General features: G+C 61.3%; 17 protein-coding genes. 10 read left to right on the forward strand and 7 right to left on the reverse strand.

The window, feature by feature from the left end:
- Positions 1-271: 271 nt before the first annotated feature.
- The 4 genes from ACK509_RS05565 to ACK509_RS05580 all read left to right on the forward strand — a co-directional run bounded on the left by ACK509_RS05565 (position 272) and on the right by ACK509_RS05580 (position 2,956).
- Complete coding sequence (locus ACK509_RS05565) at positions 272-694, forward strand: SHOCT domain-containing protein (RefSeq protein ID WP_410766255.1); 423 nt, start codon at positions 272-274, stop codon at positions 692-694.
- A 69-nt stretch (positions 695-763) separates the two neighbouring features.
- A complete protein-coding gene (locus ACK509_RS05570; RefSeq protein WP_410765503.1) occupies positions 764-1,597 on the forward strand; it encodes a pantoate kinase in 834 nt (277 codons plus the stop codon).
- 66 nt (positions 1,598-1,663) lie between these two features.
- On the forward strand, positions 1,664-2,413 hold the full coding sequence (locus ACK509_RS05575) for a 4-phosphopantoate--beta-alanine ligase (RefSeq protein ID WP_410765504.1): 750 nt from the start codon (positions 1,664-1,666) through the stop codon (positions 2,411-2,413).
- 63 nt (positions 2,414-2,476) lie between these two features.
- Positions 2,477-2,956 carry a hypothetical protein gene (locus tag ACK509_RS05580; protein WP_410765505.1) on the forward strand — a complete coding sequence of 160 codons (480 nt, stop codon included), beginning with the start codon at positions 2,477-2,479 and terminating at the stop codon, positions 2,954-2,956.
- A 20-nt stretch (positions 2,957-2,976) separates the two neighbouring features.
- Here ACK509_RS05580 and ACK509_RS05585 read toward each other — a convergent pair whose 3' ends face one another.
- Positions 2,977-4,047 carry a molybdopterin-dependent oxidoreductase gene (locus ACK509_RS05585; RefSeq protein ID WP_410765506.1) on the reverse strand — a complete coding sequence of 357 codons (1,071 nt, stop codon included), beginning with the start codon at positions 4,045-4,047 and terminating at the stop codon, positions 2,977-2,979.
- A gap of 123 nt (positions 4,048-4,170) precedes the next feature.
- Between ACK509_RS05585 and ACK509_RS05590 the strand changes: the two genes are divergently transcribed.
- Positions 4,171-4,650, forward strand: coding sequence for a putative immunity protein (locus ACK509_RS05590; protein WP_410765507.1), 480 nt, complete (start codon positions 4,171-4,173; stop codon positions 4,648-4,650).
- A gap of 84 nt (positions 4,651-4,734) precedes the next feature.
- On the opposite strand, the gene ACK509_RS05595 is transcribed toward ACK509_RS05590, so the two are convergent.
- Positions 4,735-5,712: a glutathione S-transferase family protein gene (locus ACK509_RS05595; RefSeq protein ID WP_410765508.1), complete on the reverse strand. Its 978-nt coding sequence runs from the start codon at positions 5,710-5,712 to the stop codon at positions 4,735-4,737.
- A 217-nt stretch (positions 5,713-5,929) separates the two neighbouring features.
- Between ACK509_RS05595 and ACK509_RS05600 the strand changes: the two genes are divergently transcribed.
- The 3 genes from ACK509_RS05600 to ACK509_RS05610 are packed head-to-tail and all read left to right on the forward strand — an operon-like array spanning position 5,930 to position 9,021.
- Positions 5,930-7,015 (forward strand): thiamine pyrophosphate-dependent dehydrogenase E1 component subunit alpha, encoded by a 1,086-nt coding sequence (locus ACK509_RS05600; RefSeq protein ID WP_410765509.1) that lies wholly within the window; start codon positions 5,930-5,932, stop codon positions 7,013-7,015.
- Entirely contained in the window at positions 7,012-8,022 is a 1,011-nt protein-coding gene (locus ACK509_RS05605) for an alpha-ketoacid dehydrogenase subunit beta (RefSeq protein WP_410765510.1), read from the forward strand. Before ACK509_RS05600 ends, ACK509_RS05605 begins: the two co-directional genes overlap by 4 nt.
- Complete coding sequence (locus tag ACK509_RS05610; protein WP_410765511.1) at positions 8,023-9,021, forward strand: NAD(+)/NADH kinase; 999 nt, start codon at positions 8,023-8,025, stop codon at positions 9,019-9,021.
- Between the two features lie 24 nt (positions 9,022-9,045).
- Here the strand turns inward: ACK509_RS05610 and ACK509_RS05615 are convergent, their stop codons facing one another.
- The 5 genes from ACK509_RS05615 to ACK509_RS05635 all read right to left on the reverse strand — a co-directional run bounded on the left by ACK509_RS05615 (position 9,046) and on the right by ACK509_RS05635 (position 13,280).
- On the reverse strand, positions 9,046-10,641 hold the full coding sequence (locus ACK509_RS05615; RefSeq protein ID WP_410765512.1) for a 2-oxo acid dehydrogenase subunit E2: 1,596 nt from the start codon (positions 10,639-10,641) through the stop codon (positions 9,046-9,048).
- A 102-nt stretch (positions 10,642-10,743) separates the two neighbouring features.
- Positions 10,744-11,409 (reverse strand): class I SAM-dependent methyltransferase, encoded by a 666-nt coding sequence (locus ACK509_RS05620; RefSeq protein WP_410765513.1) that lies wholly within the window; start codon positions 11,407-11,409, stop codon positions 10,744-10,746.
- The gene (locus ACK509_RS05625) at positions 11,409-12,308 is read right to left on the reverse strand and encodes a thiamine-phosphate synthase family protein (protein WP_410765514.1); all 900 of its coding nucleotides are present in this window, start codon (positions 12,306-12,308) and stop codon (positions 11,409-11,411) included. Before ACK509_RS05625 ends, ACK509_RS05620 begins: the two co-directional genes overlap by 1 nt.
- The gene (gene dcd / locus ACK509_RS05630; RefSeq protein ID WP_410765515.1) at positions 12,305-12,892 is read right to left on the reverse strand and encodes a dCTP deaminase; all 588 of its coding nucleotides are present in this window, start codon (positions 12,890-12,892) and stop codon (positions 12,305-12,307) included. The genes ACK509_RS05625 and dcd overlap by 4 nt, the downstream gene beginning before the upstream one ends.
- A 46-nt stretch (positions 12,893-12,938) precedes the next feature.
- Entirely contained in the window at positions 12,939-13,280 is a 342-nt protein-coding gene (locus tag ACK509_RS05635; RefSeq protein ID WP_410765516.1) for a hypothetical protein, read from the reverse strand.
- Between the two features lie 87 nt (positions 13,281-13,367).
- Between ACK509_RS05635 and pth2 the strand changes: the two genes are divergently transcribed.
- Together pth2 and truD are read left to right on the forward strand one after the other, a co-directional pair.
- The gene (gene pth2 / locus ACK509_RS05640) at positions 13,368-13,706 is read left to right on the forward strand and encodes a peptidyl-tRNA hydrolase Pth2 (RefSeq protein WP_390224185.1); all 339 of its coding nucleotides are present in this window, start codon (positions 13,368-13,370) and stop codon (positions 13,704-13,706) included.
- Positions 13,706-15,046, forward strand: a complete 1,341-nt coding sequence (gene truD, locus ACK509_RS05645; protein ID WP_410765517.1) for a tRNA pseudouridine(13) synthase TruD — start codon at positions 13,706-13,708, stop codon at positions 15,044-15,046. Before pth2 ends, truD begins: the two co-directional genes overlap by 1 nt.
- Positions 15,047-15,068: the final 22 nt, after the last annotated feature.

Here is a 15,068-nt window from a genome sequence, read left to right on the forward strand (position 1 = left end):
GCGAGTGAGTTCCCACGAGATCGCCAACATCTGAGTCCATAGGACGAAGACTTGGAGAGCCAGCGAGACGAACAAAGTGAATCTCGCCGGACCGGCAGCGTCTGTCGCCCTAGGCGACGACCGCTCACAGACCAACAATCTCATTATTTTCACCCGCAGAGCCACGCGACCAGTTTCCTGACACTCACAGTCGGCGAAATAATCGTTAGGTTGCTTGCGAGTCAACAGTGTGTGTGTGAACTCGTCGTCATCGGGGGAGCAAACGAGCGGCATCGACCGTGGGGTCTCGGTCGTCGTCGGAGAAGAGAACGAAGAGGAATCACCGCTCGAACAGCTCGTTGCGGGCGTCATCATGGCGCTCGTGTTTCTCGTCGGATTCGGCCTGCTCGCGCTCGGAAATCCGTGGTTCTGGATTGCGTTCCCGGTGGGGTTTGCGGGCGTGCTTCCCGCCGCGATGGCGCTCGTGAGGCTCTACGAATCCCGACAACGAGAGGAAGCCGAAGCAACCGATGAAACCGAGGATGCACTTGCGACGCTCCGGCGACGCTATGCGACCGGCGAATTGAGCGAAGAAGCATTCGAACAGAAGGTCGAACGTCTGTTAGAGACCGAAACCGTCGCAGACGCCCGAAAGGTGACCGACTCGCGGCGAGAGGTGCGAGACGACGAGGCGGTCGAATTCGAGCATTCCTGACTCTCATTCGACACGAACGACCGCCACAAAACACAACACCGTTAACCGACCCTACTCGTAGAAAGACCGATGAGTGACGACGCGACGGCTTTCGTCCCGGGCCACGTCACGGGCTTTTTCAGCGCACACCCGGACGACGACCCGTCTATCGCCGGGTCACGCGGTGCAGGGATGACACTCTCGCAGGGCGTGACCGTGACAGTCGAATCCGCTTCTGAGACACGGGTTCGACTCAACGACGAGGACGTTTCGATGCCGCCCGTCGAAGACGTGTTAGACGCGCTCGGCGTGGCCGCAACCGTCGATGCAGAGACGGAGTTGCCACTCGGTGCAGGGTTCGGCGTGTCGGGGGCGATGGCACTCGGAACGGCGCTGGCAGCGAACTCCGTATTCGAAACCCGCCGGTCCGAAAACGAACTGATAACCCTCGCTCACGAAGCGGAAGTTCGCGCGGGAACCGGCCTCGGCGACGTCGTCGCACAGGCACGCGGCGGCATCCCAATTCGCGTCGAGCCGGGCGCACCAACCCACGGAACGATGGACGGCATCCCCGCTCGCCCACGAATCGAGTACGTCGCGTTCGGCGGCCTCTCGACCGAAGAAGTACTCTCGGGCGATACGACAGCACTGACGGCGGCGGGCGAAGCGGCACTGGAACGGATTCGTGAGGAACCGACGTTGGACCGCTTTATGCAGGAGTCGAGACAGTTCGCCCGCGACGCAAGCCTGCTCACTTCTCGTGTCGAAGCCGCCATCAACGACGTGTCGGATGCGGGTGGCAGTGCCGCGATGGCGATGCTCGGCGAGACCGTGTTTGCCATCGGAACGGGACTCTCAGATGCTGGATACGACCCCGTCGTCTGTCGAGTTCACCCCGCCGGTGCGACGCTAAATCACGACTAATCCAGTCGATTTCCGCCGAGTTTCGGATGAGAAACTGAATTATCCTCGGAGCGAAGACGTTCGATAATGAGCGATATCGAGATTCCCGAGAGCCACCCGCGCTACCAATCGTTGCTTACCCGCCATCGAATCGAAGCGGGTGTCGAGAAAGGAATCACGAGCAAGCAGGGCCTCATCGCACAGGGTCGCGGCGAGGCCTTCGACTACCTGCTCGGCGAGCGAACCATCCCGAGCGCCGACGAAGCAGAACGAGTCTCGGCGGCCTACCTTCTTCTTGCCGAACACCCCGTCATCTCGGTCAACGGTAACGTCGCGGCACTCTGTCCCGAAGAGATGGTCGAACTCGCCGAAGCAGTCGATGCGGACCTCGAAGTCAACCTGTTCAATCGAACCGAAGAGCGCATGGAGGCAATCGTCTCGCACCTCCGCGAACACGGTGCGGACGAGGTGAAAGGCCTGACTGCGGACGGGCGAATCCCGGGTCTGGACCACGAGCGCGCCAAAGTCGATGCAGACGGAATTGGGAGTGCTGATGTCGTGGTCGTCCCCCTCGAAGACGGCGACCGTGCAGAAGCACTCGGCGAGATGGGCAAGACCGAACTCGTCATCGACCTCAATCCGATGTCCCGGTCGGCGCAGGTCGCAACCGTCCCAATCGTGGACAACATCATGCGCGCCGTCCCGAACATGACGAAACACGCCCGCGACCTGAAAGGGGCATCCCGAGAAGAACTCGAAGCCATCATCGACGCATTCGACGCCGACGAAGCACTCGCCGCGGCAGAGAAAGCGATTCGTTCGGGCGACGATACGTAACGTCCCAGTGAGTCCTATCGAACGAGTAAGAACTATACTTGGACGACATGGTTGCCGAGACGCATGAATAGTCAGAAGGCGGTTACAGTTGCGATGGCTGTCGTCGGACTCGGTGCTATCCTCGTCGGAATCCAACAGGAATTGCTCCACATCGCTCCGGTGTACGAGGGGACAATCGAGACCGGGTGGGGAGGACGGCTCAATCACGAAGAGCGCATGTTGGCCCAGCTCGGATGTGTCGGAGTCGGTGGCGCGGTCGCCACACTTCGGTGGAAGTACGCCGCAGTCCTTCCGTTGGTAATCGGTGGTGTCGAACTGGGTTATCCACTTCGAGCCGTGTTCAGCTACGCCCGGGACCCGGGCCTCTATACAGTGGTCCAAACGTACGACGGAACATCCACGAAGCTGATTCTCGGTGCCGAGCCGTTCCTGCTCGTCACCGGTGGCCTCCTTCTTCTCGGAGCAGGCATCGTCGGGTGGCGGTCGCACACTAATCGAGAGGGAACCCGTGGGCCATCGGCAGACTCCCCCGCGCTCACGTAGCGACAGAAGCAGCGACGGCCCTAACTGAATCCACTCACCAGCACCGCGAGCCACTGTACCGAGTCGCGGTGGCGGCGAACCTCGATTTCATTAATCCACTTCACCCACTGGAAGCCACGGCGATTCGGCGCGACCAATCGGAGGGGCGCACCGTGACCGTGCAAGAGTGCTTCACCCCCGACGTGAGTCGCAAGGAGCATCTCGTCTACTTCGTCGATGGGAAACGACCAGCGGAATCCCGTCACAGAACGAACCGTCACCCACCGTGCTGACGAGTGAACACCAGCGTTTTCGAGCAACTCGCTCAGTTTGAGGCCGGTCCAGTCTTGTTCCGTGTACCAGCCACTCGTACAGTCGAGGAGTGTTCGCTGTGTTCGGTTCGGGACCAGGTCGTCGGTGCTGAGCGTGAACGGCGAATCGACCAACCCCGTAATCGAGAGCCGCCACGAATCGAGGTCGATTGGGTCGGGGTCGTCGGCGACCCAACTCGTAACGGGAAATGCGGCGTTGCCATCTTCGTCCGGAAGGGGCCGTGAGCCAGTGAACCGGCGACTCGCGCCGCGAACCTCGCCGACCGCTTCGGTCACGCGATAGGTGAGCGCGCCGAAGACGAGCAAGCCGCCGTACTGGAGGGCGCGGCGGCGACCCGCGAAATCGGCGCTACTTGGGGTTCGAAATCGCGAGCGAAGGTGAACGAGAAGGACCGGAATCACGAGCAGGCCGAAGCCGATGTGGACGTTGAGGAGCGTCCAGAACGCGATTCGAACCTCGAAACCGACGACCCACGCGATACCGGTTCCGAGCGTAAGGAGCGCGACGAGTGCGAGGAGTATCGAGACGGGCGTGTCGCGGTCGTGAAGTCGTGAATCGAGGACTCTGTGTCGGACGCGGTAGAGTTTGAAACCGACGAGCGCGACGAGAGAGAGCCCGGCGACGCCGTGGACGACGAAGAGCAAGCCGTTGGCCGGATGTCCAGCGCCGAGGCTCAGCGTCCCCGAGAGGGCTTCGAAGAGCGTGAGAACGAGGATGCTCCAATCGACCGCGCGGGGAGGAGGTTCGACTCGTCTACGGAGGGATTCGAGTCGGCCCATGCGTCATACTACCAATCGGGCGGGCAAGAAGGCGTCGCGGGGGAGAATCGAAGGAACAGAGGCACCGATGCGTGTCGGCCTCGGACGCGGACTGTTCATGGGGTTGGTGCGCGTGTACTGTGTATGGGGTTCACGATTCGGTGGGAGACGGGACCCGAATGGAGCGGAGACAACAGCCTCGACGACGAGCGTCACGAGACACTGGCGTTGTGGGCTGCCGACTGTGCGGAACACGTGCTACGGCTCTTCGAGGCGGAACGACCAGACGACGACCGACCTCGAACCGCAATCGAGACAGTACGTGAGTGGCAGAACGGCGAAGTGACGGTCGCTGAGGCGAGAGAGCAGTCGCTCGCTGCGCAGGCGGCCGCACGCGACGCATCCTCGACTGCCGCTTGCGAAGCAGCCCGTGCCGCCGGTCACGCCGTCGCAACCGTTCAGGTAGACAGACACGCGAAGAGCGCGGCGAACTACGCGATAAAATCCACCGTCGCCGCCAATCCAACTGACGAGCGCGCCGCAGAGGACGAGGCCAACTGGCAAATGGGACGGCTTCCATCGGACCTCCGTGCGGTCATGTTTCTCGAAGAGATGGGCAAGTAAGAGAGTTGGTCCGGTGGTGTCGGTGGGAGAATTCGGTCGGTGGTATCGGTGGCCAAAAAATCGCCGAACGATAGGGAGAGAGTGTTAGTCGTCGCTGAGTGCGGGCGACAGTTCGACAGGCAACCGGTCGCGGTCGTGTTCTTCGTTGAAATCGAGGTCCGGACCGACCGCGTAGATGCGCTTGGGGTTGATGTCGTCGTGGCTGACGAAGTAGTGGCGGATGATGTGGTCCATGTTGACCGTCTTCTCGACACCCGGCAGTTGGTAGAGTTCCTTCGTGTAGTTCCAGAGGTTGTCGTACTCGTGGATGGCCTTCTTGTTACACTTGAAGTGGGTGTGGTAGACGTGGTCGAAGCGAATCAGTGTCGCAAACATGGCAATGTCCGCCTCGGTGAGTTTGTCGCCTGCGAGGAATCGCTGGTCGTCGAGAACCTCCTCCCAGTGGTCGAGTGCGTCGAACAACTCACCGACAGCGTTCTCGTAGGCCTCTTGGGTGGTTGCGAATCCGGCCCGATAGACACCGTTGTTGACGGGTTCGTAAATCTCGTCGATGAGGCGTTCGACCTCTTCTTCGTAACCGTCAGGGTTGAGGTCCACGTCGTTTTCGGCGAGTGAGTCGAACGCCTCGTCGAGCATGCGCATGATTTCGCGCGACTCGTTGTTGACGATGGTCTCGCGCTTTTTGTCCCAGAGGACGGGGACGGTGACGCGGCCCGTGAATTCGTCGTCCGCACGGGTGTAGATGTCGCGGAGGTACTCCTCGTCGTAGAGTGGGTCGGGAATGTCCTCGGAGAACTCCCAGCCGTCGTCGATACGAACTGGTTCGACCAGCGAGAGCGAAATCACGTCTTCGAGCCCTTTCAGTGCGCGCGTCATCGCAGTTCGGTGTGCCCACGGGCACGCACGACAGATGTAGAGGTGGTAGCGTCCGGCCTCGACGGGGAAGCGGTCGTCTTCGCCGACCCAGTTGCGGAAACTGGTGGTCTGTCGCTCGAACTCGCCGTCGTCGTTGGTGGCGACGAACTTGTCGGTTCGCCACTCACCCTTGTAGAGCATATTCATGCGTTGGGACCTCAGTCATCGGTCGTTAGGGACTCGGAGACAAAAAGAGACAGGCGACGCCGGTGTAACCGGGGGACATGACTACACCTTCGAGATTCTTGTCAATGTTCATAGTATTGTGAATTGCTGTTAAATAGTACAGTCATGGGTTCTGATGAACGGATACCGACAATTTGCAAAACAATGATTATTGATTGTGATGATTTTGATGTGTGGTATGGTAGTAATTGACATCACAACGGAAGACGGACAACGAGAAGCGCTCAAGCGGATGCTGACAATCCGTGCATTCGACACGAAGGCGGGCGATTTGTTTGCTGACGGTGAACTGCCGGGGTTCGTTCACCTGTACGTCGGTGAAGAAGCGGTCGGAGTCGGTGCGTGTGCAGCCTTAGAAGAAAACGACTACATCACGAGTACCCACCGAGGGCACGGTCACTGTATCGCCAAAGGACTCGACCCGAAGATAATGATGGCCGAGTTGTACGGCAAAAAGGGTGGCTACTGTAACGGGAAGGGTGGCTCGATGCACATCGCAGACGTCGATGCAGGGATGCTCGGCGCGAACGGTATCGTCGGCGCAGGCCCACCACTGGCAACCGGTGCAGCACTCACTTCGCAACTGAAAGGTGAAGATACGGTCGCACTCGCGTTCTTCGGTGACGGTGCAGTCGCACAAGGACAGGTCCACGAGGCCATCAACATGGCCGCGACGTGGAACCTCCCGGCAGTGTTCGTCGTCGAAAACAACCAATTCGGTGAGGCGACTCCTGTCGATAAACAACACAACGTACAGAACCTGAGTGAGACTGCTGAGGCGTACAACATCCCCGGCTTTACCGTCGATGGGATGGACATCACAGCAGTCTTCGAAGCAGTGAAAGAAGCCCGCAAGCGGGCCGCAGAAGGCAACGGGCCGACGTTCATCGAAGCCGAGACGTACCGATACTACGGTCACTTCGAGGGTGACCAGCAGCCCTATCGGACCAGACAAGAGGTCGATAGCTGGCGCGGACGCGACGCGATTGACTCGTTCAAAGAGCGACTCATCGATGCCGGAACGATTACCGAAGAAGAGTTCGACGAGCTGAAAGCCGACATCGACGCAGAAATCGAAGCAGCCGTTGAAGAGGCAAAAGCGGCTGAATACCCAGACCCAACCGAAGCCTACGAAGACATGTTCGACGCGACAGTCCCAGAGATTAGTCAGTTCTCCAGCCAAATGCGGGCTGACGGAGGTGAGCGAATCGACGATTCGCGAGTCTCGTCAGAGCTTGACTCTGACGGAGGTGAGGACCAATGAGTACCGAATCAGCACCGGGAACAGGACCAGAACAGACCGAAGAGATGACCGTCCGTGAGGCGATTCGCCTCGCACTCCGCGAAGAACTCCGACGCGACGAGGACGTCTTCGTGATGGGTGAAGACGTCGGTAACTTCGGCGGCGTCTTCGAAGTGACAGGCGACCTCGTCGACGAGTTCGGCGAGACGCGCGTCCGTGACACGCCAATCAGCGAAGCAGGATTCATGGGTGCCGCAGTCGGTGCCGCGGCAACTGGCACACGCCCAGTCGTCGAAATCATGTTCGCCGACTTCATCGGCGTCTGTTCGGAGCAGATCATCAACCAGATGGCGAAGAACCGCTACATGTTCGGTGGGAAGACGGAGATGCCTGTCACCGTCCGAACGACCGAGGGCGGCGGCATGGGTGCGGCAAGCCAGCACTCGGGGACGCTCCACACCTGGTTTGCTCACTTCCCCGGTGTGATGGCGGTCGCCCCCGGCAGTCCACGTGCCGCAAAGGGCCTTCTCAAATCCGCGATTCGGTCGAACGACCCCGTCATCGTCTTCGAGAACAAGATGATGTACGAACAGCGCGGTCAAGTCCCACTGGACGAAGACTTCACCATCCCAATCGGGAGCGCAAGCGTCGAGCGCGAAGGCGAGGACGTCACCGTCGTCGCAACCCAGCGCATGGTCGGCGAATCGCTCGACCTCGCAGAAGACCTCGACGGCAGCGTCGATATGGAGGTTATCGACCTCCAGTCACTCTATCCGATGGACACCGACACGCTCGTCGAGAGTGTGAAAAAGACCGGTCGGCTCGTCATCGCAGACGAGAGTCCGCTCTCGTACGGTACGCACGCCGAGGTTGCGACGCGCGTCATGGAGAACGCGTTCTACAGCCTTGATGCCCCGATTCAGCGGGTTGGCGTCGCCGACGTCCACATCCCGTTCAGTCCGGCACTCGAAGAGGAAGTCTTACCGAGCGCATCGGACGTCGAAGCCGCGATTAACAGAGTTGTCTAAGTGACGACGACCGTTGGTCTCGTCGTCAACCCGGCCGCCGGACGCGACATCCGGCGGCTGACTGGCGGCGCAAGTGTCAGCAACAACTACGCGAAGCGCCGGACCGCAGGGTGCGTCTTGGCAGGCCTCACAGTGCGTGACGACATCGACGTTCGCATCATGCCGGATAACGGCGGCCTCGCAGAGAGCATCGTCGCAGACGCACCATCCGGAATCGAAATCGAACCGGTCGAGATGCCAATCACTGCTTCGTGGCGAGACACGCGAACCGCGGCGCGACACTTCAGCGACGTCGCTGATGCGGTCGTCGTTCTCGGTGGTGACGGGACGACCAGAGACGTCGCACAGACGATCGGCGACGTGCCAGTCGTGAGTATCTCCACCGGGACGAACAACGTCGTTCCGACGCCGGTCGATGGAACGGTCGCGGGCGCTGCTGCGGCGTTCGTCGCAACTGGCATCGTTTCGGTCGAAGAAGCAAGCCTCACTCACGGAACGATTGCAGCAGAAATCGAGGACCGAAAGGGTGACGAGACCATTCGCGGCTTGGCAACCCTCGGTGTCCTCGACCAACCATTCGTCGGCACGCGCGCCATTCTCGACCCGTCACACATCGTGGGTGGCGTCGTCTCACGCGCCTCACCCGCCGAAATCGGCATCTCGGCGATTGCTGGCGCGCTCATCACACACCGCCCAGAAGACCCCGGCGGAGTTGGATTCCGTCTCTCGCGGGGTGACGAACCGGGGACGCCCGTCCGTGCGATTACCGTCCCTGGAAACCTTTCAGAAGTTCGCGTCGCCGACTACGAAGTCCTCGACGATGGCGAACCCTACACGTTCGAACTCGAACGCGGCGTCATCAGTGTCGATGGCGAACGCGAACGCGAGGTAAAAGACGGCTACATAGAGATTCGGCCGGTTGCCGACGGCCCTCGAATCGTCGATATCGATGCCGTCGTCGAAAAAGCGGCCCGAGAGGGCTACTTCAGCGAAGCATAAGTCCGAATCAGATTTTTTCGACGGTTAGCGACCTGCCGCCGCGAGCACGAGCGGCCACGGATTCTCGATATGTTCACAGAGCGTCGCGAGGAAGCGCGCCGCGTCCGCACCGTCCACGATTCGGTGGTCGAACGAGAGCGAGAACGAGATGAATTTTCGAACCCCGACCGTGTCGTCTTCGAGCGGAACGACCCGCTTTTCGATGGTGTTGACTCCGAGAATCGCAACCTGCGGCGGGTTGATAATCGGGTCGAACGATTCGACGCCGAGGACACCGAGGTTCGAGATGGTGAACGTTCCACCCGTCAGGTCGTCCATCGTGTAGGTTCCGTCGAGGGCGCGTTCTGTGACTTCTGTGCGCTGTTTGGCGAGTTCCGGCAACGAGAGGCTATCGACGTTTCGGACGACGGGCGCAACTAATCCGGCGTCGATATCGACGGCCATGCAGATGTGGTGGTCTGCGTGGAGTTGGTGGGTTTCGTCTTCGAACGTCGCGTTGAACTCCGGATGGGTATCGAGCGCCGCGGAGACTGCGAGCAAGAGGAGGTCAGAGAGCGAAATCGGTGCGTCGAAGGCTTCGGCGGCGACATCTTTCGCCGCGAGGAGTTCTTCTGCGTCGGCGCTTCGATTGACCGTGACGTGGACCGACTCGCGATAGCTTTGTCCGAGTCGGTCGGCGATGGTTCGGCGCATCCCCGTCAGCGGGCGTTCCATCTCTATCTCTTCGACGCCGGGTTCGATAGACCCGGATGCTGTGGCGACGGACTCTTGTTGGGAACCAATCGCGGCGCGCACGTCGGATTCGGTGATTCGGCCGTTTTGGCCGCTCCCTTCGAGGCGCTCGATTTTGACGCCGAGTTCGCGGGCGAGTCGTCGGACTGTCGGTGGAGCAAACACTCGTTGGGACTCCGCTGGTTCTTCGACCGCTTCGGCGCTCGCTGACTGCGCTGCCGCCTGAATGTCGTCTTCCGAGATTGCACCCTGCGGGCCGGTTCCTTCGACTGTCGTGAGGTCGACACCGAGGTCGTCGGCGAGTTTCTTTGCACGCGGAGATGCACGGATTGGCTCGGCCGTTGCGGCGGCACCACCAGACGAACCTGACGAGGCGGCAGATGCGGCGGCTTCGACGTCAGACTCGGTAATCGCACCCTGTGGCCCACTTCCGGAAACCGCTGTTAGGTCAACACCAACCTCGTCTGCGAGTTGTTTCGCACGCGGCGACGCGCGAACCTCGGATGCTGCAGTACTGCTACCTGTTGTCGCCGATGCTGGCTCTGGTTCTGAAGCAGGTTGTGTTTCGGCACTCGTCTCGGACTCGCTCGATGTCGAGTCGGTCGCCGCACTGGCACCGGCGTCGGCTTCGAGGTCGGAGATGTCTTCGTCGGCCTCGGCGACGATTGCGAGCGCGCCGCTCGGTTCGATAGACTCGCCTTCGGGGAGGAGGATACGTCGGAGGACGCCGTCTTCTTTGGCCGCGATTTCGGCAGTCGTCTTCTCGGATTCGATTTCGGCGAGAACATCGCCTTCAGAGACGTCGTCGCCCTCGGAGACGAGCCAGGCAGAGAGTAATCCGGTTTTCATCTCTAACCCGAGCTTCGGCATTTTAACAGTGTACGCCATGGTAGCATTATACACAATATATCGACATATATTTTCACCACAGATTCGGCCCAGTGGAGTCGCTGAGAGCCCACATATATCGACTTACGTGAGAATCACGAGTTACAGAACGACGCCCGAACGAATCCGTGCGAACCCAAGTGCGTGAGTCTCGCTGTGGGTGACACGACAGGCGGATTCGAGTGCGCGATGTGCCGAGACGAGTCGGGAATCTAGCATCGCTGTCGGCGACCCACGCATCGTTCGCGTCCCCGGCGGCGCGCTCGCACGGACGACTGCACGGAAGAGGGGATTCAACGTTCGCCACGCGGGATGCGTCGTCCGCGCGAGGTCGACCAGACAGAGACGACCGCCCGGGCCGACGAGCGACGCCCACGACGAGACGACAGCGGCGGGGTCACCGAACATCCCCGAGACGAACGTTGCGAGAACGGCGTCAGCATCGGCGATGGGCGGAGTCGTCGCATCGGCACGGACGAGGTGGATATTCGGATACTCGGAGCAGCGGCGACGGGCGACATCGAGTACGCCCGGCGAGAAATCGACGCCGATGACGATTCCCGTTGGGCCGACACGCTCGGCGAGATACGGGAGGTTCGCGCCCGTGCCACAGCCCATTTCGACGACTGTCTCGCCCGGATGCAAGGATAGTGCATCTGCGGCATCGCTCCTGACGGTGTGAATCCACGGCGCGCGACGGGCGAGGGTGTCGTAGACCCGTGCCCACCGAGTATAGAACGACTGTGCGACGCTCGCGGGGTCGGCCATCAGAGGAGGATGCGCGCGACCGATGCGACTGTCGGCGCGTCGGGGCCGACGATGTAGGTGATTGGCTCGATACCGTAGCCACCCGTCTGGTAGACGACGAACGTCTTCGGCAGACTGCGGTCAGAGAGGACCTCACGAACGGGGTCGGTCGGCGCGTCCGGGTCGAACTCGATGCACTCGTAGCCTTCGGCTTCGAGTTCGTCGATGACGCCCGCGTCGTAGACGATGTTGAGTGTGGCACGAACATCCGCACCAGCGGCGCGCGCAGACAGGAGGACCGAAGCGACGTGTTCACTGACGCCGAACTCCGGGTCGCCGGGGACGGTCGCTTTCCCCTTCACATCGAAGATTCGACCAGGGATTGCCGCCACGTCGTCCACGCTTTCGGCATTCGGCAAACACTCGACGAGGTTCGACCCCACGTTGGGGATGAGACCAGCGAATCCAGAGGTGTTGACGAGGGTCCGAAGGCCGCGCCGGACCGACGAGCGAACCTGTTCGACGGTTCGGATTTCGCTGTTGGGGTCGTGGATGCTCTCGAATCCATCGAAGTCGGCGAGGTCGGGCATGGCCTCTTCGTGGAGGTCCGACAGGAGGTCGCTCTCTTCGAGTTGCCGGATGAGGACCTCGGCTTCGATGAGAGCCTGAATGGGCGACATATCGCCCGATGCGAGTCCCTTCCCGACGCGGGCGACGAGGTCTTCGACGCGCGGGTCGTCGGCGATTCGGTCGTTGACGCTGACCTCGCCGTGAGCGTACTTCGAGACGGCACTCTGGCTGATGCCGAGCACGTCCGCGACTTCGGCCTGCGTGAAGCCGCGACTCCGGAGGTCCTCGGCGAGCAGTGCGCGGAAGGTGGGCAGGAACGCCTCGACGACGATTTCTTCGATGAACCTCATTCCGACCCACCGAACTCGGGGTCCGAACTGAGCCGCGAGGCCTGTGGGCCGCGCTGACCCTGATATTTTGACCCGCGTTCAGCACCGTATGGGCGGTCAGCGGGCGATTTCATCTCGGTGAAGACGAGTTGCGAGATGCGCATACCGGGTGTGAGCGCGACGGGAGCGGTTCCAAGGTTAGAGAGTTCGAGCGTAATCTGGCCCTCGTAGCCGGGGTCGACGATGCCTGCGGTGGCGTGGATGACCACGGCGAGGCGACCGAGCGACGAGCGGCCTTCGACGGTTGCGAGCAGGTCGGCGGGAATCTCGACCCGCTCTTTGGTCGTTCCGAGGACGAAATCGCCGGGATGGAGGATGAAGTCGTCGCCCTCGGCGACGTGTGTTTCACGGACGTACTTCGAAATCTCGTCTTCGCGGTTGGGGTGGATACACGAGATGTTGGTTCGCTGGAACTCCAAAAATTCCGTGCCGAGTCGAAGGTCGATACTCGCAGGCTGAACCTGCATGTCGATGTCGTCGATGGGGTCCACGACGAGGTTCCCTTCTTCGAGACGGCGGAGGATATCGGCGTCAGAGAGTATCATGCGCGAAAGAGCGCGATGGGACAACGTAAATCCACCTTCTCCGGTCCTAGGCGAGATTGATTAGAAAGCCGATAAAACTCAAACTAACTGTGACGACGGCCGCATCACCCACAGCAATGTCGCGGGCGCACGCGAGACCGTAAGTCCGGATGTACGTCGTCCACGCGACGACGACGAGTGCGACGAGCGTCCCGAGAAGGTCCAACGAGGCGAGTGCTGCTTGCATCACGGAGAGTGCGCCATCGGGGTCCGCCGGGAGGTCGAGGGTGCCAAACTGGTAGACGAGATACGCACCGACGACGAGGGCCACTCGCTGGAGATCGAACGGTGGTGATTTCGAGTCGAAATATGCGCGAGGCTTGAGGAGGGGCGTTCGGGGACCAGCCATTGCCGAAACCCACCCAACTATCAAGTAAATGTCTTGTCATCGCACGTGATGAGAGGACATTTAGGCCGTCGCCGGGGAGTACACGGCATGAAACAGGCCATCGTCGCACGAGCAGACCTCGGCATGGGCCGAGGCAAACTCGCCGCGCAGGTCGCCCACGCCTCGCTCTCTGCGTACGAAGACGCGGATAGAAAGACCCGCACGAAGTGGAAAGGCGTCGGACAGAAGAAAGTCGTCCTCAAGGCCAACGGCGAGCAGACACTCTTCGACCTCGCCTCGAAAGCCGAGCGAGAGGGCCTTCCCCACGCTATCATCCGCGACGCGGGACACACCCAACTCGACCCCGGCACGGTGACGGCACTCGCGGTCGGCCCCGCCGAAGACGACCTCGTCGACCGCGTGACGGGCGACCTCTCGCTCTACTGATGCGCGAGGCACACCCCCTCGAACAACAAGTCGGTATCAGCTCTTACGTGAGCGACGCCGACGGGATTGGCGGCACCCTGCGCGTCGAACCCGAGGATTTCCACGTCCGCGAACTCGAACTCGACTCGCTCAATATCCGCCCCGTCGATGCACCAACGGGCGACTTTCCGACGCTCCTTCTCAGAGTCACGCTCCGCGGGTGGGACACCAACGACTTCGCCGGTCGCCTCTCCGACGAACTCGGCGTGAGCAGAGAGCGAATCTCGTGGGCCGGAACGAAGGACAAGCACGCCGTGACTACCCAACTGTTCTCGGTCTACGGCGGCGACGCCGACGAGGTTCCCGAACTTCACGATGCAGACATCGAAGTCGTCGGACGATTCGGTCGCAACCTGAGTTTCGGTGACCTCGCGGGCAACGAGTTCAAAATCCGCGTCCGCGACCCAGACCACCCCGAGAACATCGAAGACGTCACCGAGTCGCTCGAAGCCTTCGCTGGCCGCGACGACATGGTCGGCGTCCCCAACTTCTTCGGCCACCAGCGGTTCGGCAGTATTCGACCGAGTACGCACACTGTCGGTCTCCATATCCTCCGCGGCGAGTGGCGCGAAGCAGTCCTCGCCTACTGTGGAAACCCGAGCGAGCGCGAACCCGAAGAGACCCAAGCAGGCCGTGGAGTCGTAGACGAGGAAGCCGACTCTGCAGACCCGGACTGGCATCGCGCACTCGATGCGATGCCGGGCTATCTCGGCTACGAACGTGGCATGCTCCACCGACTCGCCGAGGACGGTGCCGAGACCGACGACGACTGGCGCAACGCGCTCGAATCCGTACCGTCGAACCTCCAGCGTATGTTCGTCAACGCCGCGCAATCTTACGTCTTCAACCGCGTCCTCTCGGAGCGGCTCGAACGCGGCCTGCCGTTCGACAAACCAATCGAGGGCGACGTGGTGTGTTTCGCCGACCGCGACGCGCCCGAGGGCCTCGAACTCCCCGACGTAGGTCGCCTTCAGACGGCGACCGGCAAGCGCGTCGATGTGATGGCCCGCCACACCGAGCGCGGGCGCGCCTTCGTCACCGCACCGCTGGTCGGTACCGAGACTGAGTTAGCCGACGGCGAGCAAGGGGAAATCGAGCGAGAGGTCCTCAACGAACTGGACCTCGAACAGTCCGACTTCGACCTCCCGGGGCAGTTCCACTCGACGGGGACGCGACGAGCGATTCTCGTGCGAACGGGCCTCGAAATAGACGACACGACATTCGAGTTCGCCCTGCCGCACGGTTGCTATGCGACTGCCGTGTTGCGCGAGTATCTGAAGACGGACCCCGTCTCGCTCTAATCGCTCCTCTAATCGTTCTCTA

Source organism: Haloferax sp. DFSO60 (assembly GCF_046557615.1).
GTDB lineage: Archaea > Halobacteriota > Halobacteria > Halobacteriales > Haloferacaceae > Haloferax.

What these genes read in the sequence shown, in the direction of transcription:
- ACK509_RS05615 (WP_410765512.1), bottom strand. Translation starts at nt 10,641, where the DNA reads ATGGCGTACACTGTTAAAATGCCGAAGCTCGGGTTAGAGATGAAAACC.
- ACK509_RS05570 (WP_410765503.1), top strand. Translation starts at nt 764, where the DNA reads ATGAGTGACGACGCGACGGCTTTCGTCCCGGGCCACGTCACGGGCTTT.
- ACK509_RS05590 (WP_410765507.1), top strand. Translation starts at nt 4,171, where the DNA reads ATGGGGTTCACGATTCGGTGGGAGACGGGACCCGAATGGAGCGGAGAC.
- dcd (WP_410765515.1), bottom strand. Translation starts at nt 12,892, where the DNA reads ATGATACTCTCTGACGCCGATATCCTCCGCCGTCTCGAAGAAGGGAAC.
- pth2 (WP_390224185.1), top strand. Translation starts at nt 13,368, where the DNA reads ATGAAACAGGCCATCGTCGCACGAGCAGACCTCGGCATGGGCCGAGGC.
- ACK509_RS05585 (WP_410765506.1), bottom strand. Translation starts at nt 4,047, where the DNA reads ATGGGCCGACTCGAATCCCTCCGTAGACGAGTCGAACCTCCTCCCCGC.
- ACK509_RS05620 (WP_410765513.1), bottom strand. Translation starts at nt 11,409, where the DNA reads ATGGCCGACCCCGCGAGCGTCGCACAGTCGTTCTATACTCGGTGGGCA.
- ACK509_RS05595 (WP_410765508.1), bottom strand. Translation starts at nt 5,712, where the DNA reads ATGAATATGCTCTACAAGGGTGAGTGGCGAACCGACAAGTTCGTCGCC.
- ACK509_RS05625 (WP_410765514.1), bottom strand. Translation starts at nt 12,308, where the DNA reads ATGAGGTTCATCGAAGAAATCGTCGTCGAGGCGTTCCTGCCCACCTTC.
- truD (WP_410765517.1), top strand. Translation starts at nt 13,706, where the DNA reads ATGCGCGAGGCACACCCCCTCGAACAACAAGTCGGTATCAGCTCTTAC.
- ACK509_RS05635 (WP_410765516.1), bottom strand. Translation starts at nt 13,280, where the DNA reads ATGGCTGGTCCCCGAACGCCCCTCCTCAAGCCTCGCGCATATTTCGAC.
- ACK509_RS05580 (WP_410765505.1), top strand. Translation starts at nt 2,477, where the DNA reads ATGAATAGTCAGAAGGCGGTTACAGTTGCGATGGCTGTCGTCGGACTC.
- ACK509_RS05600 (WP_410765509.1), top strand. Translation starts at nt 5,930, where the DNA reads ATGGTAGTAATTGACATCACAACGGAAGACGGACAACGAGAAGCGCTC.
- ACK509_RS05605 (WP_410765510.1), top strand. Translation starts at nt 7,012, where the DNA reads ATGAGTACCGAATCAGCACCGGGAACAGGACCAGAACAGACCGAAGAG.
- ACK509_RS05575 (WP_410765504.1), top strand. Translation starts at nt 1,664, where the DNA reads ATGAGCGATATCGAGATTCCCGAGAGCCACCCGCGCTACCAATCGTTG.